We start from the raw sequence: 26,413 nt of genomic DNA, 5'->3' as shown, positions 1-26,413 counted from the left end.
CTATGAGAACCGCAATCGTCACTCGTGAAGGTTTCGAGAAACTGCAAAAAGAGTTGAACTATCTTTGGCGTGAACATCGCCCTGAGATCACTAAAATTGTTAGCTGGGCTGCAAGTTTAGGTGATCGTAGTGAGAATGCCGATTACACCTTCAACAAGCGAAAGCTGCGTGAAATAGACCGTAGAGTACGTTATTTGCGTAAAACGCTCGAAAATGTACAAGTTGTCGATTATTCGCCGGCACAAGAGGGCAAGGTTTTTTTTGGCGCTTGGGTCGAAATCGAAAATGATGCTGGCGATAAACTAGAGTTTAAGATTGTTGGTTACGATGAGATCTTCGGTCGTAAGGATTACATCTCCATCGATTCGCCAATGGCTCGTGGTTTGTTGAAGAAAGAGGTCGATGACGAAGCTGTGATCAAGACGCCGACAGGTGAGCAAGTTTGGTATATCAATCGTATCTCCTATCAGGGTTTTGAATAGGCCCTCCTCCCTTTATCAAGGGAAGCCCTTAGGTTGCCAGTTCCTCTTCTGGTCGGCTCTGGGACAAAATACCCTATTTGTGGATTAACCAAATCCATGGGCTGTGGTATCTTTGGCGCAATATCCTTTATTAACTAGGCTCGACCTCTATTTATGCAAAATATTGCACAGCTCATCGCTGAGGAACTTAATGTTCGTCAGCAACAAGTTATCGATACCATTTCATTACTCGACGATGGCGCAACTGTGCCGTTTATTGCACGTTACCGTAAAGAAGCCACGGGTGGTCTAGATGACGCGCAATTGCGTACTCTTTACAGCCGTTTAGGCTATCTACGCGATCTAAATGATCGTCGTAACGTGATTTTGTCGAGCATTGAAGCCCAGAGTAAGTTAACTCCAGAGTTGAAAGCGGCAATCAATGCCGCAGATAGCAAGACGCGCCTAGAAGATCTCTATTTACCTTACAAGCCAAAACGCCGCACCAAGGGCCTTATTGCCATTGAAGCGGGTATCGAGCCTTTGGCCGATTATCTGTTGGCAAACCGCCAAGCTGATTGTGACGCCGTTGCTAGCGAGTATATCAATGCCGCTGCCGGTTTTAGCGATGCTAAAGCCGTACTCGATGGTGCGCGTTTCATCTTGATGGAGCGTTTCGCTGAAGACGCCGAGTTGCTGCAAAAAATTCGTACTCAAGTAGAGCAAAATGCAGTGCTTGAGAGCCGTATGGTTAAAGGTAAAGAGAAAGAAGGCGCCAAGTTTAGAGATTACTTCGAGCATTCTGAAAAGCTTGCGAGAGTGCCATCTCATCGCGCGTTGGCTATGTTGCGTGGTCGCAACGAAGGCGCGCTAAGCCTAAGTATTAACGCCGATCCCGGTCAGGAAGCTAAGCAGGCGAGTTACTGTGAAGTGATTATTATCGATCACTTCAAGCTAGGCTTGGGCGATGGCGCTGTCGATACCTGGTTAAAAACCGTCGTAGCGGCAACGTGGAAAGTTAAAATTGCGCTACAGATGGAAACTGAGTTTCTTGGCCGTACCCGTGATAGCGCAGAACAAGAAGCGATCAAGGTTTTTGCCCGCAACTTAGGCGATCTATTGATGGCTGCTCCTGCTGGCGCGAAAGCGACACTAGGTTTAGATCCGGGTCTACGCTCAGGTGTGAAAGTGGCTATCGTTAACGACACCGGCAAACTGATGGCGCACACCACTATTTTCCCACATGCTCCACAAAATCAGTGGGACAAGTCGGTTAGAACCTTAGCCAACCTAGTGAAGATGCATAAGGTTGAATTAATAGCGATTGGTAATGGCACTGCATCACGCGAGACCGATAAGCTAGCGGCAGATTTGATTAGCCAAGTAAAAGCTGACTTACCAAGACTGACCAAGATTATGGTTAGTGAAGCGGGGGCATCGGTTTACTCGGCATCTGAGCTAGCCTCTGAAGAATTCCCTGGTATTGATGTATCTATCCGTGGCGCAGTTTCTATTGCTCGTCGTTTGCAAGATCCATTAGCCGAGCTGGTGAAAATTGAGCCGAAGGCGATCGGTGTGGGTCAGTATCAACACGATGTGAGCCAAAGCCAATTATCAAGCTCCCTAGAAGCCGTTGTCGAAGACTGCGTAAACGGCGTGGGTGTCGATGTGAATATGGCCTCAGCTCCATTGCTGGCTCAGGTTGCCGGCCTTAATAAAACTTTGGCACGTAATATTGTGGCTCACCGTGACGAGCAAGGCCGTTTCAACAACCGGAAAGCCTTGCTTAAAGTTGCTCGCCTTGGACCAAAAGCTTATGAACAAGCGGCAGGTTTCTTGCGTATTACTGAAGGTGACAACCCACTCGATGGCTCTTCTGTGCATCCAGAGGCTTACTCATTAGTCGAGTCGATTGCTGCGGCCAAAAGTATGTCAGTTGCCGAATTAATTGGTAACTCTGAACTGCTCAAGACGCTAGAAGCGAAAGATTTTATCACCAGCGAATTTGGTCTACCGACTGTAACCGATATCTTGGCGGAACTTGATAAGCCGGGACGCGATCCTCGTGGTGAATTTAAAACTGCGACCTTTAAAGAGGGTGTAGAAGAGATCAAAGATCTTAAGCTGGATATGATCTTAGAAGGCGTGGTAACCAACGTGACTAACTTCGGCGCCTTCGTTGACGTAGGCGTACATCAAGATGGTTTAGTGCATATCTCATCGATGACCGACAAGTTTATCGACGATCCGCACAAGGTGGTTAAAGCCGGCGATATCGTTAAAGTGAAAGTGATGGAAGTGGATGCAGAACGTCGCCGTATCGGTCTAAGTATGCGTCTTGAAGACAAGGCTGGTGATGCACCTAAGAGTGCGCCGCGTCCAGCCGCGAGTAAAGGCGCTCCTAATAAAGGCGCTAATCAACGTCCACAGCAAAAGACTCACAAACCAAAGCAGCAAGCAAATGCCGCTATGGGGAATGCCTTTGCCGATGCGTTCGCTAAACTTAAAAAGTAATCAGCGTTAATCGAGACACAAAAAAACCGACAACTGCGTTTGTCGGTTTTTTTATGCGGTTTCTAAAAAGTCTGGAGGACTACTCGGCTCGGTGCGCTGCTGATAAAAGGCTTCAATCCGTATGCCAAAGTCTTGATAAAACTGCAGTGGTTCATCAGGCATAGGGTGTTTATTCGGTTCCTTCTCGTTAACGGGCAGTTGTTGTGCGGGCAATTTAATATCACTGCGCTTGAGTGGCGCTCGCTGACTTAAAAGCTGCTTTAGGTTAAGCGCTTGGCTTTGCTTTTGTTTTTCCTGACCCGATTGCTCTTGTTGTTGAGACTGACCTTGCTGTTTTTCTTGCACCGACTCGCGCAGCTTGGCTTGAGTCTGAGTTTGATCGGCAGTACGTTCATGTTGCGGACTAAAGGCGCGCTCTTCGTGGCCTTTGGTTGGTTGCTGCGGAGGAATAATCGGTGGGCGCTGTTGGCTATCCGTGCGCGCAGAATCGGTTGCAGCATTGGATGTTGCAATCGGCACGTTGGGATAGTTGGTCACCACTAACATAATATTACCCGCGAAAAGTTATGTTTAAATATTAACCAATGCGGGGCGAAAGATAAAGCTAACTCTTTAGACTGGTTAGCTTTATCTTGATGCATTTTCGAATAATCAATGCGGTCTTATACCAATCAGTATAAACATTTAGTCACTCAGCGAGAGTTTAGCGGTTTTGAGGCAAGGTCATTAAATGCTCCTGCATTAATGACATTCACCACATCCATGTGGTTTGCAACGAGTGAAGGGCATAGCTGTTCTACGTTCAAGCTCGTTAACACAGCATCAGAATCGCTAAAACTCGCCATTCTGGAGCGTTTTTGGCTGCCTACTTCTACGTTGATTAGCTTTATAAGGGAATAACCATTATTACAGCTATTCGCCTTGAATTAGTTTGCCAAAAATCGCTCTGAGCTGATCAAATTCTTGTACTGATTGGTATTAATCAAGCCAAATTGATTAGCTCTGTTCGTCTAGCCATAGATTGAAGCCGTCGAGGAACTCCTGTTGATGGCTAATAAATGGAGCGTGGGAGGCCTTGCTTAGCAATAGATCTTGGCTGTTTGGCAGTTGTGGCATGGCTTTTATCATTCTGCGTGGCACCAAACCATCTAATCGTCCCCAGATTCTTAGCCAAGGCTGGTTGATCTGAGGCAGCTCTGCACGTAAATCCACTTGTTCAAGCATCTTTAGCCCTTGAGCTAGCGCAGGCTCTTGAGCTCTAGGTCTAGCGAGCACTAACTCACGTAACCGCTTGATGTCGCCCTTGGCCGTTGCACTTCCCATGGCTTGAATAGCGAGGAAACGCTCGATGGTCTTATCCAGATCTTGAGTCAGTTGCTGGGCGAATTGGCTCAGTACCTGTTCCGGGATCCCAGGCCAATCCTCACCAGCCATAAAGCAAGGTGATGAGGCGATAGTGCACAGGGCCGACACGCGCTGCGGATGATGTATCGCGGCTAATGTGGCTACGAGCCCACCGAGAGACCAGCCTGTCCAGATCGCTTGTTCTGGAACGGCGTCCAAGATAGCGTCTAGCCAGTCGTGAATATCGCCGTTGAGGGCTTGGCTATGGCCAAATCCCGGCAGATCAACGAAGTGAACCCTATACTTGGCTAATGCACCTCGTAACGGAGTAAATACGGCGCTGTTAACCCCCCAACCATGAAGCATCACAACATCGGGCCCTTGACCGATAGATTCTATATGGATTTGGGTCTGACTCATTTTGGGCCTCGTTGGTTAACATTGGAACATTAAAGATGGAAAAGGATTTCACTTATCAAGCAAATACCATGGACTCGGTGGCTATCGGCAATTTTACCCAATCGCTGTTTATTGTGCCATCAACATATCAATTCAGTTAATCGTGGGATCTGTACGGTTTGCCTGCATGCTTGCCGTTATCAAACGCCCATTTGTTTAGGTTGTGGTGGTGAGATGCTGATGACGATGGCTTTTTGTGGTCACTGCATGGCATCAACGCCATTAACCGTTATCGCTCCCTGTAGTTACCATGATGGGTTAGGTCACTGGGTGGGGCAGATCAAATATCAGGCGCAATTTTCGGTGATCGATGTGCTGGTCGATGCGCTCGTTCAACGTATCCTTTATCTAGAATATTTGGGCTTTATTCAGCTGCCACAGGTACTAATAGCCGTGCCGCTGCATAACAAAAGGCTGCGACAGAGAGGCTTTAACCAGGCTTGGCTTATCGCGCAGGCGCTTTCTAAACGACTCGATATCCCACTCGTCGACAATATGCTGTTTAGGGTGAGGGAGACTCGACCACAAGCGGGACTATCGGGTAAGTTGCGCCGTAAAAATCTCAAGGGCGCCTTTGAGCTGTCATCTGAATTTTGTTGGCAGCGTGTGGCGTTGATCGATGACGTGGTGACGACAGGAACCACGGTTGATGAGATCGCGAGTTTATTGCAGCGACAGCACACCCAAGTTCAAGTCTGGTGCCTGGCTAGAGCCGAGGCACCAGAGAGTCGATAAATATTATGGCTATCGAGTCGCTATTAGTGAAGTGCTGGAATAAAGTAGAGCGCGTTAGCATAAGCTTTCTCTGAGCCAAGCCAAATATTTCTAAACAGCAGGTTATCGGCTAGCGCCACTATGGCGCCCTTGTTACGTGACTCGACGATAACCGCTGGCGAATCACTAAAGCTGTGCTGGTACTCCTTAGCGAGGTAGCCGCTTAATAGCGGCTTAGAGGCGTAGTTCGCCGCGACAGAAAAGGCCTTAGTGGTCTGGGAGAAGCCTAATACCCTGTTCTTCATCACTGGCAGGCGATCGCCATAGAGGCCAAAGCTGATCGGGTGGCTAGTATCGAGTTTGAGTTCGACAATCGCGCCGCCTATCTGCTGTTTGGCACTGAAATTTGATTTCTGCTCGAATGACAGACCGTCGGCATCAAACAACTGCTTATAGAAGCGTTCGCTACGAGGGTCGGTTTTAAGTAAGTTGGAGTCACTTAGCCAATTCAGTGCGCCTTTTTGCGCAATCACCACACCACCTTCAGAGGCAAACTGTCCCAGCTTACGGGCAAAGCGATCGTTTAAGGTTTTATAGTTGCCATCGGCCAGTAGTACATGGCTGTAATCGGCTAGTTTTATCGATGCTAGGTCATTGCTATCGACCAGCGTAGTGGCAACGCCTAAGGTGTTATCTAGGTAATACCATAGCTGCCCAACTTCAGAAATAGAGGTGCCTTTACCGCTGACTATGAGGGGGCGAATAGGTTTGATGAGCTTAAAGTCGGGACTGCCGAGATCTATGCCCTTGCTAGCAGCGCTGGTATTAGCCGCGATGACATCGACTTTTAGCTGCTGAGCTAACAGCTGAACACGCTGGCTTATCTCACTTGCGGTGAAGTTATCCTGCTTTAGAGGCACTTGCAGTGTACCCGCCACAAAGTCTACCTCGCCATCGCTGGCTTTAATGCTGAACGGTTTGGCGGCAAATTTAACCCTGATCCCTTGATTGAGTAGCTGCTGCAGTAATAAAGCTGCATGGCTATCGCGCCAATCTATGAGTAGGGCGACGGTATCCTTGTTCCAGCTCGGCGGTGAAAACTCCGCTGGCGTTTGGCTGAGTACGCTGAGTTCGAGTTTGACGTTACGACGCAGAGTGAGATTGAATGCATGTTGTAGATTCCAAGTGGAGATATCATAAAAGGTAGGATCGACAAACTCGGTTCTATCGTCAAACATCGCCATAAGTAATGCACTCTGCGCCTGTTTGTTAGGGATATAAATACTGCTATAAACATCAAAGTCGATGCCAGACTGAGTGAGCTTATTAGTGAGGTAGTAGTACTCGATCTGATGTTGTCTGAGCAGCTCTGTTAGCGCACGAATTCTGCTTGGGTCATGGTTAGTCGTGAGCAGCAGCCCTGCCTGACGAGGCTTTTTCTTCATCGCTTTTTGATGCTTCCCCTTAAAAAACTCCGCCTGATATTGCTCTAGTTCCGGCTTTAACGCCAAGGCGCCTTTGAGGCTGGAGATTGAGGTCGCATATTGATTCTCTATGCCCTCTTGAAGGTGCACTATGCCATTGACCGAGTCCTGTTGTTGACCGCGGGCGCTAGCCTGTTCAAACAAGACTCCTATGGCACCATTGATATCTGGATAGGTAGAGCCTTTGCCATAGAAGAAATCATCGAATAACTGACGGCTAAAGTAACTTTGCTTATTATCATCTAGCGCGGCTTGATGGTAAGCGGCAAGTTTTGCGGTAAGTTTTTGGTTACCCGCTGGAGTGAGCGGGTGGGTGCGCTCGGGAACCCCAGGTTGGAAAAAGTACGTGAAGTTATGGCCCATCTCATGAAAGTCGCCCACATAGTGAGGCTGCCAGCGGTGAAATAGGGCGACACGGCCTTGAGATTCAGGATGGCGTAGGAACAGCCAGTCGCGATTGAGGTCGGCAAAATAATGGTTACTTCTGCCCGTAGGCCAGCCCTGTTTGTGTTCCTTATGATTCGGATCGCTGACAACGACTTTGCCAGCATAGCCACTGGCCCATGTTGAAAACCGGTCGAGTCCATCGGGGTTTTGGCTCGGGGTGATAAGTACCACGGCCTGCTCAAGCAGATCCTTGACCCATTTATCTTCGCTGGTGGCTAGCATATGGCTAAGCTTTAGTGCGCTGTGAGCGCCGCTGATCTCATCGCCGTGAATTGAGTAGGCCAGCCAAATAATCAGTGGCCCACTTTGCTCCGCTCCATATTTCACTTGTTGGCGCTGTTCTAAGATTTTATCCAGCTTGGATTGATTATTTACCGAGGTAATAACCGCGGTTAATTGCTGCCTTGCCTCATGACTTTGCCCCGTGTTTTCTAGGGATACTCTCGGGTTTTGTGCAGCGATCTCTTTAAGGTAGTAATTAATCTGATCGTGTCTAAGTAAGCGCTCTCCGAGTGGGTAACCCAGAAACTCCTCGGGGCTAGTGGTGCTGACACCATAGAGGGGGTTGTCTGTTAAACGTGTCTTCTTTGCTTCGGCAAAAAAGGAGGATGACATCAAAAAAGCACACAAAAACACGATACAGATTCTGAGCATGGAATTTTTCATTATATTTATAATATTGTTGTTAAATTAGCAGCTCAGCGTTGACAAAACCACAGTCGAGTTAGATAAAAAACTGTGATCTGATCGCTATTTATTCTTAATCTGTGAGGGTTAGGGGCTACAAAGGAATGCCGAGTAAGAGTATTATAGGAATAATTCTTACTAAAACACTCAGGTTTATCCCTGACGGAGCATGTTTTCATGATTACCATTTCCGAAGCAGCTCAGGCGCATTTTGTTAAATTGTTATCAGATCAGCCTGAAGGAACTCACATTCGAGTATTTGTTATCAGCCCAGGTACTGCGCAGGCTGAGTGTGGCGTATCGTACTGTCCACCAGATGCGGTTGAAGCTGACGACACAGAACTAGAATTCACTGGCTTTAATGCCATGGTTGATGAGAAAAGCGCTCCTTTCCTTGAAGAGGCGACAATTGACTTCGTTACCGATCAGCTAGGTTCACAGTTAACGCTTAAAGCGCCTAACGCTAAAATGCGTAAAGTGTCTGACGATGCGTCATTACAAGAGCGTATCGAGTACGTTATCCAATCTGAAATCAACCCACAGTTAGCAAGTCATGGTGGTAACATCATGCTAGTTGAAATCACTGAAGACGGCATCGCTGTATTGCAGTTTGGTGGTGGTTGTAACGGTTGCTCTATGGTCGATGTCACCCTAAAAGATGGTATCGAGAAGCAACTACTTGAAATGTTCCCAGGTGAGCTATCAGGCGTTAAAGATGTAACAGAACATCAGCACGGCGAGCACTCTTACCAGTAATACTGGATATAGAGTTAGCATAAAAAACGCGACCAATCGGTCGCGTTTTTTTATGTCTATTACTCTAGAAAGCTAGTTTAAAGTCAGTCTGAGTCTAAACCAGTAATGCAGTGACAGTGACGCACTACGCGCCAGCATAAAGCAGCTCATGGCCGCCCATAAGGCAAAATTACCCTGTGGCTCTAACAGATACCAGACCGGGAAAAACACACCGAACGTAGATAAAATCATGCTGTTACGCATCACCTTGCCCTGAGCCGCACCAATATAGACACCATCAAAAAGGTAGGAGCCAAAGGCGAGCAAGGGGATGAATATAACCCAAATAAGATATTGCTCAGCTACGGCCTTAACTTCACTGATGCTAGTCAGCATAGAGATGATCTGCGAGCCTGCGAGGGCAAAAAACAGGGTAAAGCCTAATGCAGCAATGGCCGACCAAGCCCAGGCTAATGTCACCGACTCCTGCATTAAACGGCTATTTTTCTGGCCATGAGCTCGTCCCACCTCGGCCTCTGCATAATAGGCGATGCCATCGAGTGCATAGGAGATGAGTAGCAATAAGTTGAGTAACACCGCATTGGCTGCAACGGTATTATCACCTAAGCCCGCGCCGTAAAAAGTCATAAAGGCAAATGACGTTTGCAAACATAGGCTACGGATAAAGATATCGGTATTGAGGCTCATCATCTTGCTGTAGCTTTGCAAAGATAGCTGCTTGATGAGCTGCAGTAACTTAAAATCACCTAGCTTACCAAGCTGGCTGCGAACCATGGTCAGCGCCACTAAGAAACCAGAGATATCGGCGAACACCGAGGCTAATGCAGCGCCTTTTACGCCCCAGCCAAGACCCAGTACGAAGATGACATCTAACACGATATTGACTAGGTTTGCCACAATCAACTGCCACATCGCAGCCTTAGGTTGCTGTCGTCCGAGTAGCCAACCGAGCAGCACTAAATTCATCAGAGCGAAGGGGGTCGACCAGATCCGGATCTGGAAATACTCTCTACAATAGCGCTCTACTTCGACGCTGGCATCTGACAGCGCCATGGCTAAATTCACTATGGGGAGCTGCAATGCGATAGCGGCAATACCAAACATGAGTGCTAGACTTGCTGCTTGCACTAAGAGTTTAAATTGTTGCTGGGTATCGTTCGCGCCATAGGCTTGGGCGACTAATCCCGTGGTCGACATGCGTAAAAATCCTAGCAACCACAAAATTAAGGTTATAATCGTTGACCCAACTGCCACACCGCCTAAATAATAGGCGTTACTAAGATGTCCAACAACGGCGGTATCGACAAGCCCCAGCAATGGCACTGTGATATTTGATAAAATCATCGGCAGTGCAAGGGCAAACAGTTGTCGATTTTTTTGTGGGTTTAACAATAAGGCAATCATTTAGAGGTCTAATATTTATGGTTAAAAACGTGTTGCTAGCGCTACTTGCGCTGACAGGTTTTTCGGCTCACGCGACGGTGATTTTACAATATCATCATGTTTCGGATAGTACGCCAGCGATCACCAGTGTTACTCCTGCGCAATTTAAAGAGCAGATGCAGTACCTGGCGGAAAACAACTTCAATGTAGTGCCACTTTCAACAGTGGTGGAGTCTATTAAGGCTAAGAAAGCACTGCCAGCAAAAACAATTGCGATTACCTTCGATGATGGTTACCGCAGCATTGCTAATACAGCGCACCCTATTTTAAAGCAATATAAATTCCCCTACACCCTTTTTGTCTCGGTTGAACCGATCCTAAAAGAGTATGGTGAAATGATGAGCTGGCAGCAGCTAATCACTCTTTCGGATGAGGGAGCGGAAATTGCCAACCATAGCTGGGGGCATGAACACCTTATTCGTAAAGAGGCTGGCGAAACAGATGCGCAATGGTTAGCGCGTATCGAGAGTAATATTCTGCGCACCGAGGCCGAGATTGCTAAGGCGACGGGACAGAATTTGAAAATGCTGGCTTACCCATACGGTGAGTACAATCAGCAAATTGAAGATATGCTAGATAAGCACGGCTTTGTGGCATTTGGTCAGCAATCGGGAGCGGCGGGCCCATACTCTCCGTTGACGGCGTTACCTCGCTTTCCTGTTGCCGGTGTTTATGCCGATCTCAATAGCCTAAAGGTAAAGCTGCATAGTTTGAATATGCCAGTGCTGTCCCAAACCAATAGCAACCCTGAGCTTGCTCAAGGCCAATGGCGCCCAGAGATCAAAGTGACTCTGGATATGAGTGATATCAATGCGTCACAGCTGATGTGCTTTATTCAGGGGCAAGGCGCTAAGAAGCCAAACTGGATCTCAGATAACGAGTTCAGTATTCAGGCTGAGTTGGACTTGCCAGCGGGTCGTTCACGTTATAACTGTACGGCGCCGAGTAAGAGTAAGGGCAGTTACTACTGGTTTTCACAGCCGTGGGTTCGACCAAAATCTAACGGTCAATGGATTGCAGAATAGTGAATTCATTGTAAAAAAAGCGCCTATGATGGCGCTTTTTTTTGCTTGAATTTTATGGTGTTTATTATCCAGAGTACTTGTCAATAATTGCATTTACATCATGAATTAAATCGCTATTTTTGATCTGCGGTAGTTTTCCTGGACTGCTCGATTTTGGCTTGATGATGGCGACCTTTTCACCTTGTGGCGACACTAACGCAAACGACGCGCTATGGTCGACTTGGTAGTCATCGCCGTCTCCAACCATGGCATAGACAAAACCTAAACTGCGAGTGACCGGCAGCAGTTGTTTATGCTCTCCTGTTACGGCAATAAACTCGGGGTTAAAGAATTTTATATAGTTTTCTAAGGTCGCTGTAGAGTCTCTTTGTGGATCAACAGATAGAAAGATCACTTGTACATCTTCGACTTGGTTGAGCCCGGCATAGGCTGACGTTAACTTACCCATGGTTGTAGGACAAACATCTGGGCAAGAGGTGTAGCCAATGAAAAACAGACTCCACTTGCCAAGTAAGTCGGCATTGCTGAAGGCATTGCCACGTTGATCTGTCAGCGAGAAAGGCGCTAATGGCAGTGGCGCTGGATACTCGAAACTTGTTTGCAACGCTAAGTCCTTAGGTTGGCTTAACTGTATGCTTGCGTATACTCCCGCTGCCATCAATAACACTGCAGTAATAATCCAGCTGATTTTCATCTTTTATCCTCGCTTGATAACGGGGTTGCAGTTGTTATGCCCATAAATAATGATCGACCAATAAAGCAATAAACAGCAGCATTAAGTGATAGATAGAAAACTTAAACACATCCATCGCCATACCTGGCTGCTCATGATATTTAAGTTGCCATGCCTTATAGATAAAGCCTGCACTGAGTAAAGTTGAGCTCACTAAATAAACGGGACCACACATGCCCACTAACACAGGTAATAAACAGGCTATGGCTAACAATACCGTGTAGAGAAAGATGCAGGTTTTAGTGAATTCAACGCCATGAGTGACCGGTAGCATAGGGATATCGACTTTGGCATATTCAGTTTTACGATGAATAGCTAGGGCCCAGAAGTGTGGCGGCGTCCAAGCAAAGATGATGATCACCAGTAGCAATGCATTACCGTGGAATTCACCTGTTACTGCTGTCCAACCGAGCAGCGGTGGCATTGCGCCTGCCAAACCACCCACCACGATATTTTGCGGTGTTGCGCGTTTCAAATAGGCGGTATAAACCACCGCATAGCCAATTAAACTGGCAAAGGTTAGCCAAGCGGTCAGTGGATTTACCAAGGTATATAGAATGACAAAACCTAAAATGCCTAAACCGAAGGAGAAAGTTAACGCTTTAGCAATAGAGACTCTGCCTTTAGGTAATGGCCTGTTGTAGGTACGTGCCATCAAGCCGTCGATACGGCGATCGATTAAATGATTAAAGGCCGCTGCAGAGCCGGCCATCATGCCAATTCCAGCCATGCCAGCAATTAATGGCACCAGTGGTACGGTTCCTGGTACGGCTAAACACATACCCACTAAAACGGTAAGCAGCATGAGTGCGACCACTTTAGGCTTGGTCATCTCATAGTAGGCACGCCACTGAAATATCGGCGTTGACGGGTTGCGTGTTATAGCGATTTGTTTGGCCATATTCGGTACCTCACTGTACTCGATTACTAAAATGAAAGGCGTTATTTGTTGTCATTTATTTAGCCTTTCTATGCTTTGCGCCATAAGGCGTAATTGATAAAAACTAGATTGAGCAGCAATAGCGCAGCACCAGCGTTATGAGAAACTGCAATCCCTAGTGGAAGGTTGAGAACGACATTACTGATGCCGAGTGCCACCTGCAAAATCACCAAACCAACTAGCAACCAAGCCGCATTGCGCATGATGTTTGATTTGGCATCGCGGATAAGTTTAAAGGCCAGATATAGCAGCATGGCTGCGGTGATGATTGCGCCAACACGGTGCGCCACATGTATGGTCATTCTTGCGGGGTAATCGAGTACGCCAAATTCAAAGCTGGCGTGATCACCTTGAAAAGGAGAGAAGGCTTTAGCAAGGTTAAGGTTATCGACCCAATTGCCCTCGCAAAATGGCAATGTGGTACAAGCAAGGGCGGCGTAATTGGCTGATGTCCAACCGCCTAATACAATCTGTAATAACAACACACCGATACAGATAGCGGCAAAGCCAGCTAGTTTGCGCGCAGTAGGATCGCCACCGGGGATCCTTAGTGGTTTGTTACGTAAGTACAGTAATAACAACAGTGAAAATAGCGCAAAGCCACCAATTAAGTGCGCCATAACAATAATAGGCATCAGCTTCATTGTGACGGTCCACATGCCCAATGCTGCTTGAAAGATAATAAGCGCAGCAATGAACATTGGCAGCTTCTTGGGAGCATCAGCCGTTTTGAGGCTGAGGATTAAAATCAGTAAAACCAGCAGCCCAAGCGCACCAGCTATATAGCGGTGGATCATTTCCAACCAAGCTTTTTCGGTTTCAACTGTATGGTCAGGGAAGGCTAGCTGAACTTGAGTTAACTCGTGGGTTTCGGTGGGCACTTTTAGCATACCGTAACAACCTGGCCAGTCAGGGCAGCCAAGGCCAGCGTCAGAGAGTCGTGTATAAGCTCCCATCATTATGACGCATAAGGTAAACACTAAAGTGATCTTCAATAACGACTTAATCTGCATAGCAATCACCTCCAACAATTTTTGAGCTGGCGATGGCTAGCGAAGTATAAGCGCGGCTATGCATTATCACGCATAAGGTAAACACTAAAGTGATCTTCAATAACGACTTAATCTGCATGACTGGCACTCCTTATCCTATTCGCGACAACTTAAGCAGTTTACGTAAGTCAGCGACTAAGGCTTTGCCTTGCATTATTTGTGCTTGATGGTCTTCGGCAATCGGATAGCTCATTACTAAGCTTCCAAGCGGATCGACTATCACTAGCTCTTGCTGATCGAGCAATTGGCTAAGCTGTTTAGAGGGAGTGGCTGTTACAAAGTCAAAGCCTGTTAATGCAGAGGTGTCGCTTTGCTGATTAACCATAATAATGGTGTGTACTCGGTCTTGATTACGACCAAGGGCGGTATGGCTCTGCTGTAAGATGTAGAGTCTATCTTCACAGATGGCGCCGCAATGGCTAGGCAATTGATATAACAGTTGCCATTCTTGAGGCTGAGGGTTAGCCATGGCTAGATTGGTATAGCTGATGCTATCTAATAGTTGGCCTTTATTGGTCGCTCCGCCTTGGTATAAATCAAAGCTGAGTACAATCTTAGCCGCCATTACCGGCAGTACAAAAGCCAGCAACAAAAGTATGAGGGTACGCTTACCGTTCTTTTTGGGGGAGTTCATTCCATCTCCTCTTTCTGTTATTTCATCCCTTCTAGCGCACTGACTAACATATCTTGTAAGTCTGTAATGGCTAAAAATGGTGACAATAATCCATCAAAATAATTGATCAGAATTGAGCTTCCCGGAACGGCTAGGTCGCTTAATTTCTAACCTACAGTGTCTGTGTATAGTTAGCAATAGCCTATTTGTTTTCTTATTTATCTGATTGTTTTAGTTTACGAAACAACAGATATCCCATTAAAAATGCAAACACAGCAGCCATCGAAAACCATTGCACGGCATAACCTTGATGCTTCTGTGAAGAGAGTGGAATAGGCTGCCACGGGTGAGGGTATGGGTTGTCTAGATTACTTGGCTGCAAGACAACGCTGGCCAAAGGTTTATCAATCAATTGAGCTAACTGGGGAATATTGAGGTTCTGGATGCGCTTGGGCCAAGCGTTTTCAGCCATTAACTCTGAGCTCATCGGATTTATCTGCTTTTGATAAACGCGTCCCTCTAAAACGATTGGCTGGCTTATGGGTTTTACATTGGGCAACTGTGAACGATTTAATCCTGCAGGAATAAAGCCTAGTTCAACGAGTAGCCAAGGCTCTTGCTCGCTCACTTGCACAACTTGAAGTGCAAGGTAACCGACTCGACCTTCATAGACTTGGTTGTCGAGTAAAAAAATATTATTCGATACCGGGGTAGCAGGTGTTTTAAGTTTAAAACCGGTTAAGGCTTCCTCTTTAGGAAAATTGAGTATCTGAGAATAGTTGAGCACAGAGGCCGCTTGTCTTTCGCTCAGCTGTTGCTGCCATTGTGACTTATATTGTGCGCGTTCGAGTTGCCAAAAACCTAGCTTGACCAAAATTGAAAACACTATCACAGTAACAAGCACAATAAATAACCAAGCAAGATTCACCTTAAGGCGAGGAGAGCCCATGTCTGTTTTGTTTATCTTTAAATTGGTCCTAGTGCTGCTACTGCTATTCATACTGTTTAATCTAGGCCGCGCCCTGTTTATTATGGTGAAAGGGGAGACATCAGTCCCTATGAGCCAATACTTAGGCCGACGGGTTCTGTTCTCTGTGTTGGTCGTTGTCTTACTGCTGGTGGCGCTAGGGACTGGAGTCATAGCCCCTAACTCCAGACCCTATTAATGGTTAGGTTTCATCTTTTACAACACGTAAACGAAGATAAATAGACATAGCCATACCACATCAACAAAGTGCCAATACCAAGCTCCGGCTTGGAAGGCAAAGTGCTTTTCAGGAGTAAAATGCCCCTTGAGTACTCTAAAAAATAGCACTATCAGAAACACGGTTCCTAAGGTTACGTGCATACCGTGAAAGCCCGTTAATAGGAAAAAGGTGTTGCCGTAAACGCCTGCATCTAGGGTAAGTCCCATCTCTTGATAGGCATGAATATACTCTTCCGCTTGCAACCCAAGGAAAGCGATACCCAATAAAATGGTTAAGCCTAGCCAGACAGTTAGTGCTTTACGCTTATCTTGTTCTAGCCCCACGTGGGCAAAGTGCAGTGTTACCGACGAGGTTAACAGGATTAGGGTGTTATACAGGGGCAGCCCCATCCAACCCATAGCTTGAGTTGTTGTGCCGTCTGGTGTGGTAATTAGCGGCCAAACCGCTTCAAATGTTGGCCATAACACTTCATTAGTCATGGCATTATTTGATGCGCCACCTAACCAAGGCACTGAAATCATACGGGCATAAAACAGTGCGCCAAAAAAGGCAGCAAAGAACATCACTTCTGAGAAAATAAACCAGCTCATACCTTGTCGAAATGAGCGATCCATCTGCTTAGAGTAAAGCCCTGCCATTGATTCGGCAATCACGGTTCTAAACCAGCCAAAGATCATAAAAATGATCACTGTTATTCCAGCCAGTAAAATATAGCCACCGCCAGTGCCGTCACTCTTTAATTCAGAGACGTAACTCCCCGCGCCAAAAGCGATGAGAAATAGGCCTATTGCACCAATAATCGGCCAGGCACTTTGGGCGGGAACATAATAGTTTTCATGCTTGTTATCTGTTGTCATCTTGCGGCTCCTTGCTCTACAGCAGTGCTGGCGACATAGCCTTTGTCGGTGATGTTGTAGAGGGTATAAGAGAGGGTCAAGGTTGATATTGAATCTGGTAATTCGGGATCCACAAAAAATATCAGTGGGAGATCAGCTTCGGCTTGGGCCGTTAATACCTGCTGATTGAAACAGAAGCATTCCGTTTTATTAAAGTATGCGGCGCCTTGTCCGGGTGATACAGACGGGATCGCTTGGCCAACAATATGCTTTGCAGACAAATTTGTTGCTACAAAATGGGTCCGAATAAGCTCACCGGGGTGAACTTGCATAGTGTTAACTTCTGGTTCGAACGTCCAAGGCATATCACTTTGCACCTGAGACACAAACTCTACGGTAATGGTTCTATTTTTATCTATGACGACGGGCTGATAAACGCTGGCAGTACTTTGGGTTTTGCCGTTAATACCTAGAGCGTCGCACAGTACGTCGTATAAAGGGACAAGCGCAAATCCAAAGCCAAACATACCCAGAGAGCTAAAAATCAGCACTATGATCAGTTTTTTATTGGATTTACGCTTTGTATTTTCCATGCTTACTTCACCTCTGGCGGTGTTGTAAATGAATGGTAAGGCGCTGGGCTTGGAATGGTCCACTCTAGACCTTCGGCTCCTTCCCACGGTTTAGCTGGCGCTTTCTCACCACCGCGAATACATTTAATTACCACGGCTAAGAAAATCAGCTGCGACAGACCAAAAGCAAATCCACCGATGGAGACTATCTGGTTAACGTCAGCAAATTGAATTGCATAATCAGGGATCCGTCGTGGCATCCCCGCAAGTCCAAGGAAATGCATTGGGAAGAACAATACGTTCACCGAAATAACTGAGCACCAGAAGTGCCAACGCCCCAAGCTTTCGCTGTACATGTTGCCGGTCCATTTAGGTAACCAGTAATAGGCTGCCGCCATGATGGAGAAGATAGCTCCTGTCACCAGTACATAATGGAAATGCGCCACTACAAAGTAGGTATCATGGTACTGAAAATCCGCGGGAGTAATCGCCAGCATCAAACCTGAGAAGCCGCCTATGGTGAACAAAATAATAAATGCCACCGCAAACAGCATAGGTGTCTCAAAAGAAATGGAACCACGCCACATGGTGGCCACCCAGTTAAACACTTTTACCCCCGTAGGCACTGCAATCAACATGGTGCAGTACATAAAGAATAGCTCAGCAAATACCGGCATTCCTGTGGTAAACATGTGATGTGCCCAAACCAAGAAGGATAAAATGGCGATACTCGCGGTGGCGTAAACCATCGACGAATAACCAAATAAGCGCTTGCGACTAAAGGCCGGCACGATGGCCGAGATAATACCGAATGACGGTAAAATCATGATGTAGACTTCAGGGTGACCAAAGAACCAGAAAATATGCTGGAACATCACTGGGTCACCACCGCCAGCTGCATCAAAAAAGCTGGTGCCAAAGTATTTATCGGTTAGCACCATGGTGACCACGCCCGCAAGCACCGGCATTACGGCAATCAATAGGAATGCGGTAATCAGCCAAGTCCAAACGAATAGCGGTAGCTTCATCCATGTCATGCCCGGTGCACGCATATTAACGATAGTAACCACCACGTTTATCGCACCCATAATCGAGCTTATACCCATAATGTGCACAGCAAACACAAACAAGGCTGTGCTGTCAGGGCTATAGGTGGTCGATAACGGTGCGTAGAAGGTCCAGCCAAAGTTAGGCCCACCTCCTTCCATAAATAACGAGCTGAGCAAGATAGAGAATGCGAAAGGCAAAATCCAAAAGCTCCAGTTATTCATCCGCGGCAGTGCCATATCTGGCGCGCCAATCATCATAGGAATTAACCAGTTAGCCAATCCCGTAAAGGCAGGCATTACCGCACCGAAGACCATAATTAGGCCATGAACAGTGGTCATCTGGTTAAAAAAGTTGGGCTCGACTAACTGTAAGCCTGGTTGAAAAAGTTCTGCGCGGATCACCATTGCCATGGCGCCACCGGTGAGGAACATAATGAAACTAAACCATAAATAAAGCGTACCGATATCTTTATGGTTAGTGGTTAAAATCCAGCGCATGATGCCTTTCGGCGCCCCATGATGGTGGTCATCATGGTGATCGTCGTGAGCGGCTGGTGAATCCTGTGTAATTGTGCTCATCTAAATCCCCTACTTAGCGTGACCATCAACATCAGATGCTTGTACGGCATCACCCGAATCATTACCCCAAGCATTACGCTCAAAGGTAATCACTGCTGCGATTTCTTGCGGCGTTAGTTGCTGTGTAAATGCCTGCATTGCAGTGCCAGGTTTACCATTAATAACAATCTCAAGATGGTCGGTAACAGGTCCCTTAATTACAGGGCTACCAACGAGTGATGGGAATGCGGGTGGTAGACCTGTACCTGCAGCTTGGTGACAAGCAACGCAGCTGGCCATATAGACTTTCTCACCCATGGCCATTAGCTCATCCATGGTTAAGTCATCTAACACAACAGCTTCAATTGCGGCGTCAACGGCTACAGCTTCTAGCGGCTCTGCATCATCTATCGTGGCGGGTAATGTAGTAGGTGTTCCTGCATTGCTAGCGCTTGAATCAGGATTGTCATCCGTTGCTGCACCGGCATTTGCGTTGATATCAGCGGCCTGCACCATTTCACCCGAATCATTACCCCAAGCATTACGCTCAAATGTTACGACGGCGGCAATTTCGGTGGCGGTAAGCTGCTGCGAAAATGCCTGCATCGCAGTGCCAGGCTTACCATTGACCACAATATCAATATGGCCTGCAACAGCACCTTTGATCATTGGGCTGCCAATAAGGGATGGGAATACACCTGGAAGGCCTGCACCGTTAGGTTGGTGACAGGCGGCGCAGCGAGCCATATACACTTGCTCGCCTTGAGCCATGAGCTCTTCCATCGTGAGTGTTTGTGATAGTGCTGCCTGTGCTGCAGCTGCGGCGTTATTGGCCTCTTGTTGCTGAGCTATTAGCCAAGCGTCAAAGTCCTCCTCCGATAATGCTTCAACTACAATTGGCATAAAGCCGTGGTCTTTACCGCAAAGTTCAGCACATTGGCCGCGATAGATCCCCGGCTTATCAACCTTGGTCCAGGCTTCATTAATAAAACCGGGGTTAGCATCCTTTTTAACGGCAAAAGCAGGTACCCACCAAGAGTGAATAACATCTTCTGAGGTCATTAAAAAGCGTACTTTACGGTTAATTGGCAGGACTAATGGCTTATCAACTTCCAGTAGGTAGTTTTCGCCTTTGGTTGCGTTGCCTTCAATCTGATCTCTCGGAGTCGACAGTAAACTGAAAAACGATATGTCTTTATCAAAGTAACTGTAATGCCATTTCCATTGGGAACCAGTCACTTTAATGGTGAGGTCGGCGTCACTGGGATCTTCCATAGCAATCAGTGTTTTGGTTGCCGGAATGGCCATACCGATAAGAATAATGAAAGGCACAACAGTCCATAGGATCTCGACTTTAGTGCTTTCGTGAAAATTGGCGGCAACAGCGCCTTTAGATTTGCGGTGGTTGATCATGGCATAAATCATTACGCCGAATACCACCATGCCAATAGCACAACAGATGTAAAGAATAATCATGTGCAGGCTGTAGACCTGACCACTGATATCCGTAACACCTTTTGTCATATTAAGTGGCATTTCCGATGCAACAAGCGCGGGCGTAAATAGTAGCGCCAGCACACTATACAACAATTGCTTCACTAGACTTCTCCTCTGTCAACAAGACAAAGAAGAGTCACACAGTAAGTCTCTGCTCTATGTAAACTCTTCAGTTCCCAAAAAAGCAACGATGACTTCAAAGTGCGCGAGTGGTTTTGTCAAAGTTGTCGCATTAACTCAATTGCGACAGAGACTATTGTATATCCAGTATTTGCTACTGTTTTGTGTCACCACGTTTGGCACCTACGGCTGAAATATATCAGGCCGATTTCAGTCTTAATTTGAGTGATAATTTACTTAGAGCCAAATTAAAGACCGACGACTAAATCGTTCGGATATAACAAAATATCGTTGTTATCACTTCCTACACTACTTGGTGTTTAAATATTGATCAAGATCACTTTTTGATTCATTTGCCTATTATGGAAATAAATTTCTGGCAATAAAAAAGCTCTCGATTGAGAGCTTTAGCAAAACCAAGAGTCTTTACTAGAAACTTAGTTTGTAGAAAGAGGGTTAGGCTAGCAGAGTGTCTTAATGAATTGCGCCAAATAATGACGTTTGGGTAAAACTACAGTCTTGAGCGCTGACAGAGTTATCGAGTAAATGACGACTGTCATTCTCAATAGTATTTCCATTGGCATTTTCGATAATAATGCCTGCTGCGCGTGCGCTTTTGGCAACAATCTGTAGGCGTCGACTATCACGAGCATCTAACGAGTTAGTCCAGGTGATTACTGCGCTAGAAGTACCACTGGTCAATGCTTTTTCCATTGCCCAAAGTGTTTCGACTTCGTCTTTAGCGTGAACCAGTAAAATCCTATCCATTCTTACGCCAGCTGCCGCTAGCATCTGTTTATAACCAATATTAGGAGGGCTGATAAGTACAATCCAGCGGCCTTGTTGGCTTAGCTGTGAAAGTTGAGCACTGATCTGAGTGAGCTCGTCGCGACCTTGAGTCTGGGTCACCATGCTAGTGATCTCATTGCCCGCGTTTGCAGTCATGCTCGTCGACGGTATGTCTTGCCAAAGCCCTGGGTGACGTGGGCTAACTCCTAATAGTTTGTTCATTGCCAGTCTCCATTACGGATCACACCAACGGCTAAACCTTCAATACTTAAGCTTTGGTTTGCTAGATCCACTTCAATCGGTGAGTACTCTTCGTTTTCAGCATGTAAGAAAACTTTGTTTCCTTTTTTCTCGAAACGCTTAACGGTGACATCGTCTTCGACGCGAGCGACTACGATTTGGCCATTGCGAGCTTGTTCTATCTTGTGCACTGCTAACAAGTCACCTTCTAGAATGCCAATATTCTTCATACTGTCACCACGGACTCTCAGTAGAAAATCAGCCGATGGACGGAACATCGCAGGGTCGACTTGATAGTGCTGCTCAACATGTTCTTGGGCTAGGATAGGCTCTCCCGCAGCAACTTGGCCGATGAGTGGTAAGCCTAAATCCGCTTCTTCAGTGCTTTCTTGGGTTAACTTAATGCCACGAGACGTGCCCGGCATAATCTCAATACAGCCTTTCTTGGCTAATGCTTTTAGATGCTCTTCGGCAGCATTGGCAGATTTAAAGCCTAAACGTCTTGCGATCTCGGCGCGGGTTGGTGGCATACCTGTATCTGCAATATTACGTTTAATTAGCTCTAAAATTTCTGCTTGGCGTGGAGTAAGTGGTCTCATTGTTAACCCTGTCTTTCTATACAGTACCTGTTAGTATATACAGTAATTTTATGAGTGCAAGTAATAACCAGATATAACTTTTTTCTGTGTGTGGGATCCAGTTTCAAATGAAATAAATCCAGCGATGTGAAACTGAAATTTTCCTGTCTCGATGATTATGTAAGATTAATAAAACTTTCGACTTTTTAGACTAGGCTATTATTAACTCAAATCGTTTTAAGAGAGCGGAACCATGAGTCGATTACCTAGTGAAAGTACTGCTTCCAATCCTCTGAAGCTGTCTTCATTTCGACTTGCTTTGCCTGTGTTTTTGCTAAGTGTGCTGGCAGCCACTTATGTGACTCACTGTTTTGCCAACCCCACCGAAAGCACCGCTCAGTTATCTGCTAAACAGCCTGCTGAAACTGCTGAACAAGTAACGGCTCAAGAGATGATAGAGAGGGCGATGGATAATTGGCGAGGCTTGACCTCTTCAAGTCAGTTAACCATGGTGATCCATCGCCCTGATTGGGAGCGCTCAATGACGGTACAGGGCTGGACTCAAGGGGACAAGAAGTCGCTGGTGAGAGTCATTGAACCTAAAGTTGATGCAGGTAATGCCTTTCTTATTGATGATAAGCAGATGTGGAGTTACTCCCCCAAAATTAACCGAGTTATTAAAGTGCCATCATCTATGATGAATCAGAGTTGGATGGGCAGTGATTTTTCCAATAAAGATGTGAGTCGCACCACTGAGTTACTCGATGATTATTCGCATCGCCTGATTAAGAGTGAGCGAGTAGACGGCCATCAATTGTACACCATAGAGTCGATCCCACATGACTCTGCGCCTGTGGTATGGGGGAGGCAAGTAATAGTGTTGCGTGATGATTGGGTGATGTTACGTCAGGAGTTTTGGGATCAAGATAACCTGCTAGTGAAGTCGATGGATTGTGGTGAGATCGAAGCCATCGGTTCAAGAAGTGTGGCGATGCGCTGCCGTATGTCGCAAGTGGAGAAGGTCGAGGAGTGGACTGAAATTCACAATCAAAATGTACGCTTCGATATTAGCTTACCTAGCTATATGTTCACTCTTTCCAATTTACGTAACCCTCGCCGATGAGTAGCTACCTGTTATTGGCATGGAGAAGCTTATGGCAGCATAAGCGTCGCACATGGTTGACCATAGGTGCGATGATTTTTTGTAATACCTTACTGGTGTTTATGATCACCATTCAAGCCGGTACTTATCCCTTGATGATTGAAAACTCTCTGCGAATTTTTTCCAGTCAGTTACAGATCAACCAACAAGGATACTTAGATTCGCCCGAATTGCGTAAACGTATCTCTGATAGCAATAGCTTGGTTGCAACTATAGAGCAGCAGTACCCAGAGTTGAGCGTTATTCCGCGTAGCAGTGGATTTGTATTGGCCGCCAGTGAGCAGCGCAGCGTTGGAGTGCTAGTTAATGGCGTGGTGCCCGATAAGGAGTCGCAAGCCTCGAATATTCCGCAGCAGATAATAAAGGGGCAATATCTACAGCCTGGGAACCATAATCAAATCGTTTTGGGGGAGCGTCTCGCTAAAAATTTACAGGTTGAAATAGGTGGTGAGCTAACGGTACTGGGATCGACTATGGTGGGCGGCTTTGCGGCCGATGTGCTGTTGGTGGTAGGCATCTTTAAGACGGGGATCAATGATATCGATCGCACCACGGCTCAAATCTCGATGGCAAGATTTCAGCAGATTTTTGAGATGCCTAATCAAGTGTCCTTCATCAGCATTAATACCCCCTCTATGACTAGGGTGGGCGCATATCGACACAAGTTAGCTAGCTTGTTGCGCGAAGATCCTGAATTGACAGTGCTAGATTGGCAGCAACTTAACCCAGGCATTAAGCAGGGGATAGAGGCGGATCTTTCAAGTGCCGTCATCATGTACGCGGTACTGATCTTGCTAGTTATTTTAGGCGTGATGAATACCCAGCTTATGGCGGTTTTAGAACGAACGAAAGAGTTTGGCATCATGTTGGCGATAGGAGCTAAACCTAGTCGCTTATTTGCTCAAGTATTACTCGAAACATTGATGATGGGCATCATAGGCATGTTGCTTGGAGCGTTGTTAGGCTGTGTCGTTGCTGGATATTTTAGTCAAGTTGGACTATCGCTTCCGGGGATGGGAGATATAGGAGCGCAGTTTGGTATTGGCGATAGAATTTATCCCTTGTTATCGCCACTGTCTGTGCTGATCGGCCCAGCTGTCGTTTGCATCGGTTCCGTCTTAGTCTCTTTCTATCCAGCGTTTAAAACCCTTGGTCTCGAACCTATTAGTGCGATGCAGAGTAAATAACATGGTTAATCGAGTACTGTTTGTCTTGGCTTGGCGCAACTTGTGGCGTAACGGTAGGCGTACCTTTATTTTACTGTTGGCGATTAGCTTCGGTGTTTGGTCAATGATAGTGGTTTCGGCATTTTTACGGGGCATGGTCGATGGGATGCACCAGACGTCGCTCAATAATTTACCGGGAGAGATCCAAATTCATCAGCGTGATTTTATCAATGACCAAAACGTGATGAACCATATTGCCGAACCCACAGACGACTTATTAAATCAGCTTAATCAGCCATGGATCATCCAGTGGGCGGCTAGGGTTCGTTCGCCAGTCATGCTAGCCAGTGAGCGGATAACTTTAGGCTCACAGTTAATTGCATTTGAGCCAAAGCAAGAGCCCTTTACCGTTAAGGAGCTCGATCTCGTGGCGGGCAGAATGCTTAGAGATGGCGATGACGGCGGCATTATCATAGGGAAAAAGATGGCAACGCGGCTTAAAACGGATCTCAATAAGCGAGTCGTACTCACACTGCAAGATGTTGATAATGAAATCGCGGAGCTGGGAGCACGTGTTGTCGGGATCTACAGTAAACCGACAGAGCAAGAGGAGTTAGCGACTGTCTACGTGGGGAAAAGGGTTGTCCAGAGTCTGCTGAATATGCCTGATAAAGTCACCGAAATCGCACTTTTCACTGATAGTCGGCAGCCCTTAGAACAAGTGGTTGTTAGCCTTCAAACCGCCGTAGACAACAACTACAAGATCGAAACTTGGCGAGAACTCAATGGCTATCTCGCAGCAATATCTGAATTGATGAATAGCTACATCATTATCTTTATTGTCATTGTCTTTAGCGTGCTGGGTTTTGGCCTAGCTAACACCTTGTTGATGTCCATATTTGAGCGCCAGCAAGAGATCGGCTTAATCATGGCATTGGGGTTACAGTCTAAGGCGGTGATTTCTATGATTGTCATCGAGGCGATGCTGTTGTTGATCACAGGCTTAATTATTGGGGATCTCGTGGCGTTATTGACCACTTTTACATTATCGGCTGGCGTTGATCTTTCTGCTATTGCCGACGGATTGGCGATGGCTGGTATGGATACAAGGTTATACCCAGTGGTGCATAGCCAAGATGTCATCGCTGCCAATATTATTGTTATCGCGTTAGGCGTTATCACCAGTCTATGGCCAGCGATCAAAGCCGCTCGCTCTAATCCGATAGAGTCGATCAATACCGCAGCCTAGATTCACTCGATACTTAGAATAAGAAGGTAATCAATGAGTAACATAGTTTGTAAGCAACTGGTCAAAACATTCCAGCAGGGTGAGCAAACAATCTATGGTTTAGATAATGTCTCATTAACGATTCAGCAGGGAGAGATGACTGTCTTGTCTGGCCCTTCGGGATCTGGAAAAACGACCCTGCTCAATGCCATAGGTGGGCTGGATGAACCCGACAGTGGCAGCATTCATGTGGGGGATATTGAAATCACTGGACTGGCTAAATCAAAGCGGGCTGATATACGACTGCATCGAATTGGCTTTGTTTTTCAGGCTTATAATCTGATCCCAGTATTAACCGTACAAGAAAATGTCGAGTTTGTTATGCAGTTACAAGGCGTTTCAGTTACTGAGCGCAAAAGGCGCAGCCAAGAGATCATCGAAGAGGTGGGTTTAACAGGACTCGAGAAGCGACGGCCAGCACAGCTTTCTGGTGGTCAACAGCAGCGAGTGGCAGTGGCGCGGGCAATCGCCTCAAAGCCTGTGTTGATCTTAGCCGACGAACCAACGGCTAACTTGGACTCTAAAACTTCGGCACAGCTCTTGGAACTGTTTACGCAGTTAAATCGTCAGCATGACATTACGTTTTTAATCGCCACCCATGATGCGCAAGTGTTCGATTATTGTCGGCGTCATATACATATGGTTGACGGTAAAATTGTCACCGACTCCGCTGGTTGA

The 26,413-nt window shown here is 46.5% G+C and carries 25 protein-coding genes; 10 read left to right on the top strand and 15 right to left on the bottom strand.

The window, feature by feature from the left end:
• The first annotated feature begins 2 nt into the window (after positions 1-2).
• Together greB and Q1A86_RS03240 are read left to right on the top strand one after the other, a co-directional pair.
• Positions 3-482: a transcription elongation factor GreB gene (gene greB, locus Q1A86_RS03245; RefSeq protein ID WP_299802848.1), complete on the top strand. Its 480-nt coding sequence runs from the start codon at positions 3-5 to the stop codon at positions 480-482.
• Positions 483-635: 153 nt separating this feature from the next.
• Positions 636-2,975 (top strand): Tex family protein, encoded by a 2,340-nt coding sequence (locus tag Q1A86_RS03240; RefSeq protein WP_299802847.1) that lies wholly within the window; start codon positions 636-638, stop codon positions 2,973-2,975.
• 51 nt (positions 2,976-3,026) lie between these two features.
• Here the strand turns inward: Q1A86_RS03240 and Q1A86_RS03235 are convergent, their stop codons facing one another.
• Positions 3,027-3,521, bottom strand: a complete 495-nt coding sequence (locus Q1A86_RS03235; protein ID WP_299802846.1) for a hypothetical protein — start codon at positions 3,519-3,521, stop codon at positions 3,027-3,029.
• 450 nt (positions 3,522-3,971) lie between these two features.
• On the bottom strand, positions 3,972-4,739 hold the full coding sequence (gene bioH / locus Q1A86_RS03230) for a pimeloyl-ACP methyl ester esterase BioH (RefSeq protein WP_299802845.1): 768 nt from the start codon (positions 4,737-4,739) through the stop codon (positions 3,972-3,974).
• A 111-nt stretch (positions 4,740-4,850) separates the two neighbouring features.
• On the opposite strand from bioH, the gene Q1A86_RS03225 reads away from it, so the two are divergent.
• Positions 4,851-5,513 (top strand): ComF family protein, encoded by a 663-nt coding sequence (locus Q1A86_RS03225; protein ID WP_367277875.1) that lies wholly within the window; start codon positions 4,851-4,853, stop codon positions 5,511-5,513.
• Positions 5,514-5,536: 23 nt separating this feature from the next.
• On the opposite strand, the gene Q1A86_RS03220 is transcribed toward Q1A86_RS03225, so the two are convergent.
• Positions 5,537-8,038 (bottom strand): M14 family zinc carboxypeptidase, encoded by a 2,502-nt coding sequence (locus Q1A86_RS03220; protein ID WP_299802844.1) that lies wholly within the window; start codon positions 8,036-8,038, stop codon positions 5,537-5,539.
• Between the two features lie 249 nt (positions 8,039-8,287).
• On the opposite strand from Q1A86_RS03220, the gene nfuA reads away from it, so the two are divergent.
• The gene (nfuA, locus tag Q1A86_RS03215) at positions 8,288-8,866 is read left to right on the top strand and encodes a Fe-S biogenesis protein NfuA (RefSeq protein ID WP_299802843.1); all 579 of its coding nucleotides are present in this window, start codon (positions 8,288-8,290) and stop codon (positions 8,864-8,866) included.
• A 72-nt stretch (positions 8,867-8,938) separates the two neighbouring features.
• Here nfuA and Q1A86_RS03210 read toward each other — a convergent pair whose 3' ends face one another.
• Positions 8,939-10,270 carry an MATE family efflux transporter gene (locus Q1A86_RS03210; RefSeq protein ID WP_299802842.1) on the bottom strand — a complete coding sequence of 444 codons (1,332 nt, stop codon included), beginning with the start codon at positions 10,268-10,270 and terminating at the stop codon, positions 8,939-8,941.
• A 17-nt stretch (positions 10,271-10,287) separates the two neighbouring features.
• On the opposite strand from Q1A86_RS03210, the gene Q1A86_RS03205 reads away from it, so the two are divergent.
• Positions 10,288-11,334 carry a polysaccharide deacetylase family protein gene (locus Q1A86_RS03205; protein ID WP_299802841.1) on the top strand — a complete coding sequence of 349 codons (1,047 nt, stop codon included), beginning with the start codon at positions 10,288-10,290 and terminating at the stop codon, positions 11,332-11,334.
• 64 nt (positions 11,335-11,398) lie between these two features.
• Here the strand turns inward: Q1A86_RS03205 and Q1A86_RS03200 are convergent, their stop codons facing one another.
• The 5 genes from Q1A86_RS03200 to Q1A86_RS03180 all read right to left on the bottom strand — a co-directional run bounded on the left by Q1A86_RS03200 (position 11,399) and on the right by Q1A86_RS03180 (position 15,621).
• Positions 11,399-12,028 carry an SCO family protein gene (locus Q1A86_RS03200; protein WP_299802840.1) on the bottom strand — a complete coding sequence of 210 codons (630 nt, stop codon included), beginning with the start codon at positions 12,026-12,028 and terminating at the stop codon, positions 11,399-11,401.
• Positions 12,029-12,062: 34 nt separating this feature from the next.
• Positions 12,063-12,968, bottom strand: a complete 906-nt coding sequence (cyoE, locus tag Q1A86_RS03195; RefSeq protein ID WP_299802839.1) for a heme o synthase — start codon at positions 12,966-12,968, stop codon at positions 12,063-12,065.
• A 68-nt stretch (positions 12,969-13,036) separates the two neighbouring features.
• Positions 13,037-14,020, bottom strand: coding sequence for a heme A synthase (locus Q1A86_RS03190; RefSeq protein WP_299802838.1), 984 nt, complete (start codon positions 14,018-14,020; stop codon positions 13,037-13,039).
• 130 nt (positions 14,021-14,150) lie between these two features.
• A complete protein-coding gene (locus Q1A86_RS03185; RefSeq protein ID WP_299802837.1) occupies positions 14,151-14,693 on the bottom strand; it encodes a hypothetical protein in 543 nt (180 codons plus the stop codon).
• Between the two features lie 193 nt (positions 14,694-14,886).
• Positions 14,887-15,621 (bottom strand): SURF1 family protein, encoded by a 735-nt coding sequence (locus tag Q1A86_RS03180; protein WP_299802836.1) that lies wholly within the window; start codon positions 15,619-15,621, stop codon positions 14,887-14,889.
• Between Q1A86_RS03180 and Q1A86_RS03175 the strand changes: the two genes are divergently transcribed.
• Positions 15,620-15,838 carry a DUF2909 family protein gene (locus Q1A86_RS03175; protein WP_299802835.1) on the top strand — a complete coding sequence of 73 codons (219 nt, stop codon included), beginning with the start codon at positions 15,620-15,622 and terminating at the stop codon, positions 15,836-15,838. The genes Q1A86_RS03180 and Q1A86_RS03175 overlap by 2 nt on opposite strands.
• 17 nt (positions 15,839-15,855) lie before the next feature.
• Here the strand turns inward: Q1A86_RS03175 and Q1A86_RS03170 are convergent, their stop codons facing one another.
• The 6 genes from Q1A86_RS03170 to lexA all read right to left on the bottom strand — a co-directional run bounded on the left by Q1A86_RS03170 (position 15,856) and on the right by lexA (position 22,140).
• Complete coding sequence (locus Q1A86_RS03170; RefSeq protein ID WP_220765680.1) at positions 15,856-16,737, bottom strand: cytochrome c oxidase subunit 3; 882 nt, start codon at positions 16,735-16,737, stop codon at positions 15,856-15,858.
• Positions 16,734-17,309, bottom strand: a complete 576-nt coding sequence (locus Q1A86_RS03165) for a cytochrome c oxidase assembly protein (RefSeq protein WP_220778279.1) — start codon at positions 17,307-17,309, stop codon at positions 16,734-16,736. Before Q1A86_RS03165 ends, Q1A86_RS03170 begins: the two co-directional genes overlap by 4 nt.
• 2 nt (positions 17,310-17,311) lie before the next feature.
• Entirely contained in the window at positions 17,312-18,916 is a 1,605-nt protein-coding gene (gene ctaD, locus Q1A86_RS03160) for a cytochrome c oxidase subunit I (RefSeq protein ID WP_299802834.1), read from the bottom strand.
• Positions 18,917-18,925: 9 nt separating this feature from the next.
• On the bottom strand, positions 18,926-20,494 hold the full coding sequence (gene coxB / locus Q1A86_RS03155) for a cytochrome c oxidase subunit II (RefSeq protein ID WP_299802833.1): 1,569 nt from the start codon (positions 20,492-20,494) through the stop codon (positions 18,926-18,928).
• A gap of 492 nt (positions 20,495-20,986) precedes the next feature.
• On the bottom strand, positions 20,987-21,523 hold the full coding sequence (locus Q1A86_RS03150) for a cell division inhibitor SulA (protein WP_299802832.1): 537 nt from the start codon (positions 21,521-21,523) through the stop codon (positions 20,987-20,989).
• Complete coding sequence (gene lexA / locus Q1A86_RS03145; protein WP_299802831.1) at positions 21,520-22,140, bottom strand: transcriptional repressor LexA; 621 nt, start codon at positions 22,138-22,140, stop codon at positions 21,520-21,522. The genes Q1A86_RS03150 and lexA overlap by 4 nt, the downstream gene beginning before the upstream one ends.
• 232 nt (positions 22,141-22,372) lie before the next feature.
• Here lexA and Q1A86_RS03140 point away from each other — a divergent pair, with 232 nt between their 5' ends.
• From Q1A86_RS03140 to Q1A86_RS03125, 4 genes are read left to right on the top strand one after another with little or no spacing between them, the layout of a single operon-like run.
• Positions 22,373-23,242 (top strand): outer membrane lipoprotein-sorting protein, encoded by an 870-nt coding sequence (locus Q1A86_RS03140; RefSeq protein WP_299802830.1) that lies wholly within the window; start codon positions 22,373-22,375, stop codon positions 23,240-23,242.
• Positions 23,239-24,468 carry an FtsX-like permease family protein gene (locus tag Q1A86_RS03135; protein ID WP_299802829.1) on the top strand — a complete coding sequence of 410 codons (1,230 nt, stop codon included), beginning with the start codon at positions 23,239-23,241 and terminating at the stop codon, positions 24,466-24,468. Before Q1A86_RS03140 ends, Q1A86_RS03135 begins: the two co-directional genes overlap by 4 nt.
• Before the next feature lies 1 nt (position 24,469).
• The gene (locus tag Q1A86_RS03130) at positions 24,470-25,696 is read left to right on the top strand and encodes an ABC transporter permease (RefSeq protein WP_299802828.1); all 1,227 of its coding nucleotides are present in this window, start codon (positions 24,470-24,472) and stop codon (positions 25,694-25,696) included.
• Positions 25,697-25,729: 33 nt separating this feature from the next.
• Complete coding sequence (locus tag Q1A86_RS03125) at positions 25,730-26,413, top strand: ABC transporter ATP-binding protein (protein ID WP_299802827.1); 684 nt, start codon at positions 25,730-25,732, stop codon at positions 26,411-26,413.

Source organism: uncultured Shewanella sp. (assembly GCF_947497935.1).
In the GTDB taxonomy this organism is placed as follows: domain Bacteria; phylum Pseudomonadota; class Gammaproteobacteria; order Enterobacterales; family Shewanellaceae; genus Shewanella.
Note: the sequence above shows the minus strand (reverse complement) of the source record. Positions and strands in the feature narration are given on the sequence as shown.

What these genes read in the sequence shown, in the direction of transcription:
- greB (WP_299802848.1), top strand. Translation starts at nt 3, where the DNA reads ATGAGAACCGCAATCGTCACTCGTGAAGGTTTCGAGAAACTGCAAAAA.
- Q1A86_RS03240 (WP_299802847.1), top strand. Translation starts at nt 636, where the DNA reads ATGCAAAATATTGCACAGCTCATCGCTGAGGAACTTAATGTTCGTCAG.
- Q1A86_RS03235 (WP_299802846.1), bottom strand. Translation starts at nt 3,521, where the DNA reads ATGTTAGTGGTGACCAACTATCCCAACGTGCCGATTGCAACATCCAAT.
- bioH (WP_299802845.1), bottom strand. Translation starts at nt 4,739, where the DNA reads ATGAGTCAGACCCAAATCCATATAGAATCTATCGGTCAAGGGCCCGAT.
- Q1A86_RS03220 (WP_299802844.1), bottom strand. Translation starts at nt 8,038, where the DNA reads ATGTCATCCTCCTTTTTTGCCGAAGCAAAGAAGACACGTTTAACAGAC.
- nfuA (WP_299802843.1), top strand. Translation starts at nt 8,288, where the DNA reads ATGATTACCATTTCCGAAGCAGCTCAGGCGCATTTTGTTAAATTGTTA.
- Q1A86_RS03210 (WP_299802842.1), bottom strand. Translation starts at nt 10,270, where the DNA reads ATGATTGCCTTATTGTTAAACCCACAAAAAAATCGACAACTGTTTGCC.
- Q1A86_RS03205 (WP_299802841.1), top strand. Translation starts at nt 10,288, where the DNA reads ATGGTTAAAAACGTGTTGCTAGCGCTACTTGCGCTGACAGGTTTTTCG.
- Q1A86_RS03200 (WP_299802840.1), bottom strand. Translation starts at nt 12,028, where the DNA reads ATGAAAATCAGCTGGATTATTACTGCAGTGTTATTGATGGCAGCGGGA.
- cyoE (WP_299802839.1), bottom strand. Translation starts at nt 12,968, where the DNA reads ATGGCCAAACAAATCGCTATAACACGCAACCCGTCAACGCCGATATTT.
- Q1A86_RS03190 (WP_299802838.1), bottom strand. Translation starts at nt 14,020, where the DNA reads ATGCAGATTAAGTCGTTATTGAAGATCACTTTAGTGTTTACCTTATGC.
- Q1A86_RS03185 (WP_299802837.1), bottom strand. Translation starts at nt 14,693, where the DNA reads ATGAACTCCCCCAAAAAGAACGGTAAGCGTACCCTCATACTTTTGTTG.
- Q1A86_RS03175 (WP_299802835.1), top strand. Translation starts at nt 15,620, where the DNA reads ATGTCTGTTTTGTTTATCTTTAAATTGGTCCTAGTGCTGCTACTGCTA.
- Q1A86_RS03180 (WP_299802836.1), bottom strand. Translation starts at nt 15,621, where the DNA reads ATGGGCTCTCCTCGCCTTAAGGTGAATCTTGCTTGGTTATTTATTGTG.
- Q1A86_RS03170 (WP_220765680.1), bottom strand. Translation starts at nt 16,737, where the DNA reads ATGACAACAGATAACAAGCATGAAAACTATTATGTTCCCGCCCAAAGT.
- Q1A86_RS03165 (WP_220778279.1), bottom strand. Translation starts at nt 17,309, where the DNA reads ATGGAAAATACAAAGCGTAAATCCAATAAAAAACTGATCATAGTGCTG.
- ctaD (WP_299802834.1), bottom strand. Translation starts at nt 18,916, where the DNA reads ATGAGCACAATTACACAGGATTCACCAGCCGCTCACGACGATCACCAT.
- Q1A86_RS03150 (WP_299802832.1), bottom strand. Translation starts at nt 21,523, where the DNA reads ATGAACAAACTATTAGGAGTTAGCCCACGTCACCCAGGGCTTTGGCAA.
- lexA (WP_299802831.1), bottom strand. Translation starts at nt 22,140, where the DNA reads ATGAGACCACTTACTCCACGCCAAGCAGAAATTTTAGAGCTAATTAAA.
- Q1A86_RS03140 (WP_299802830.1), top strand. Translation starts at nt 22,373, where the DNA reads ATGAGTCGATTACCTAGTGAAAGTACTGCTTCCAATCCTCTGAAGCTG.
- Q1A86_RS03135 (WP_299802829.1), top strand. Translation starts at nt 23,239, where the DNA reads ATGAGTAGCTACCTGTTATTGGCATGGAGAAGCTTATGGCAGCATAAG.
- Q1A86_RS03130 (WP_299802828.1), top strand. Translation starts at nt 24,470, where the DNA reads ATGGTTAATCGAGTACTGTTTGTCTTGGCTTGGCGCAACTTGTGGCGT.
- Q1A86_RS03125 (WP_299802827.1), top strand. Translation starts at nt 25,730, where the DNA reads ATGAGTAACATAGTTTGTAAGCAACTGGTCAAAACATTCCAGCAGGGT.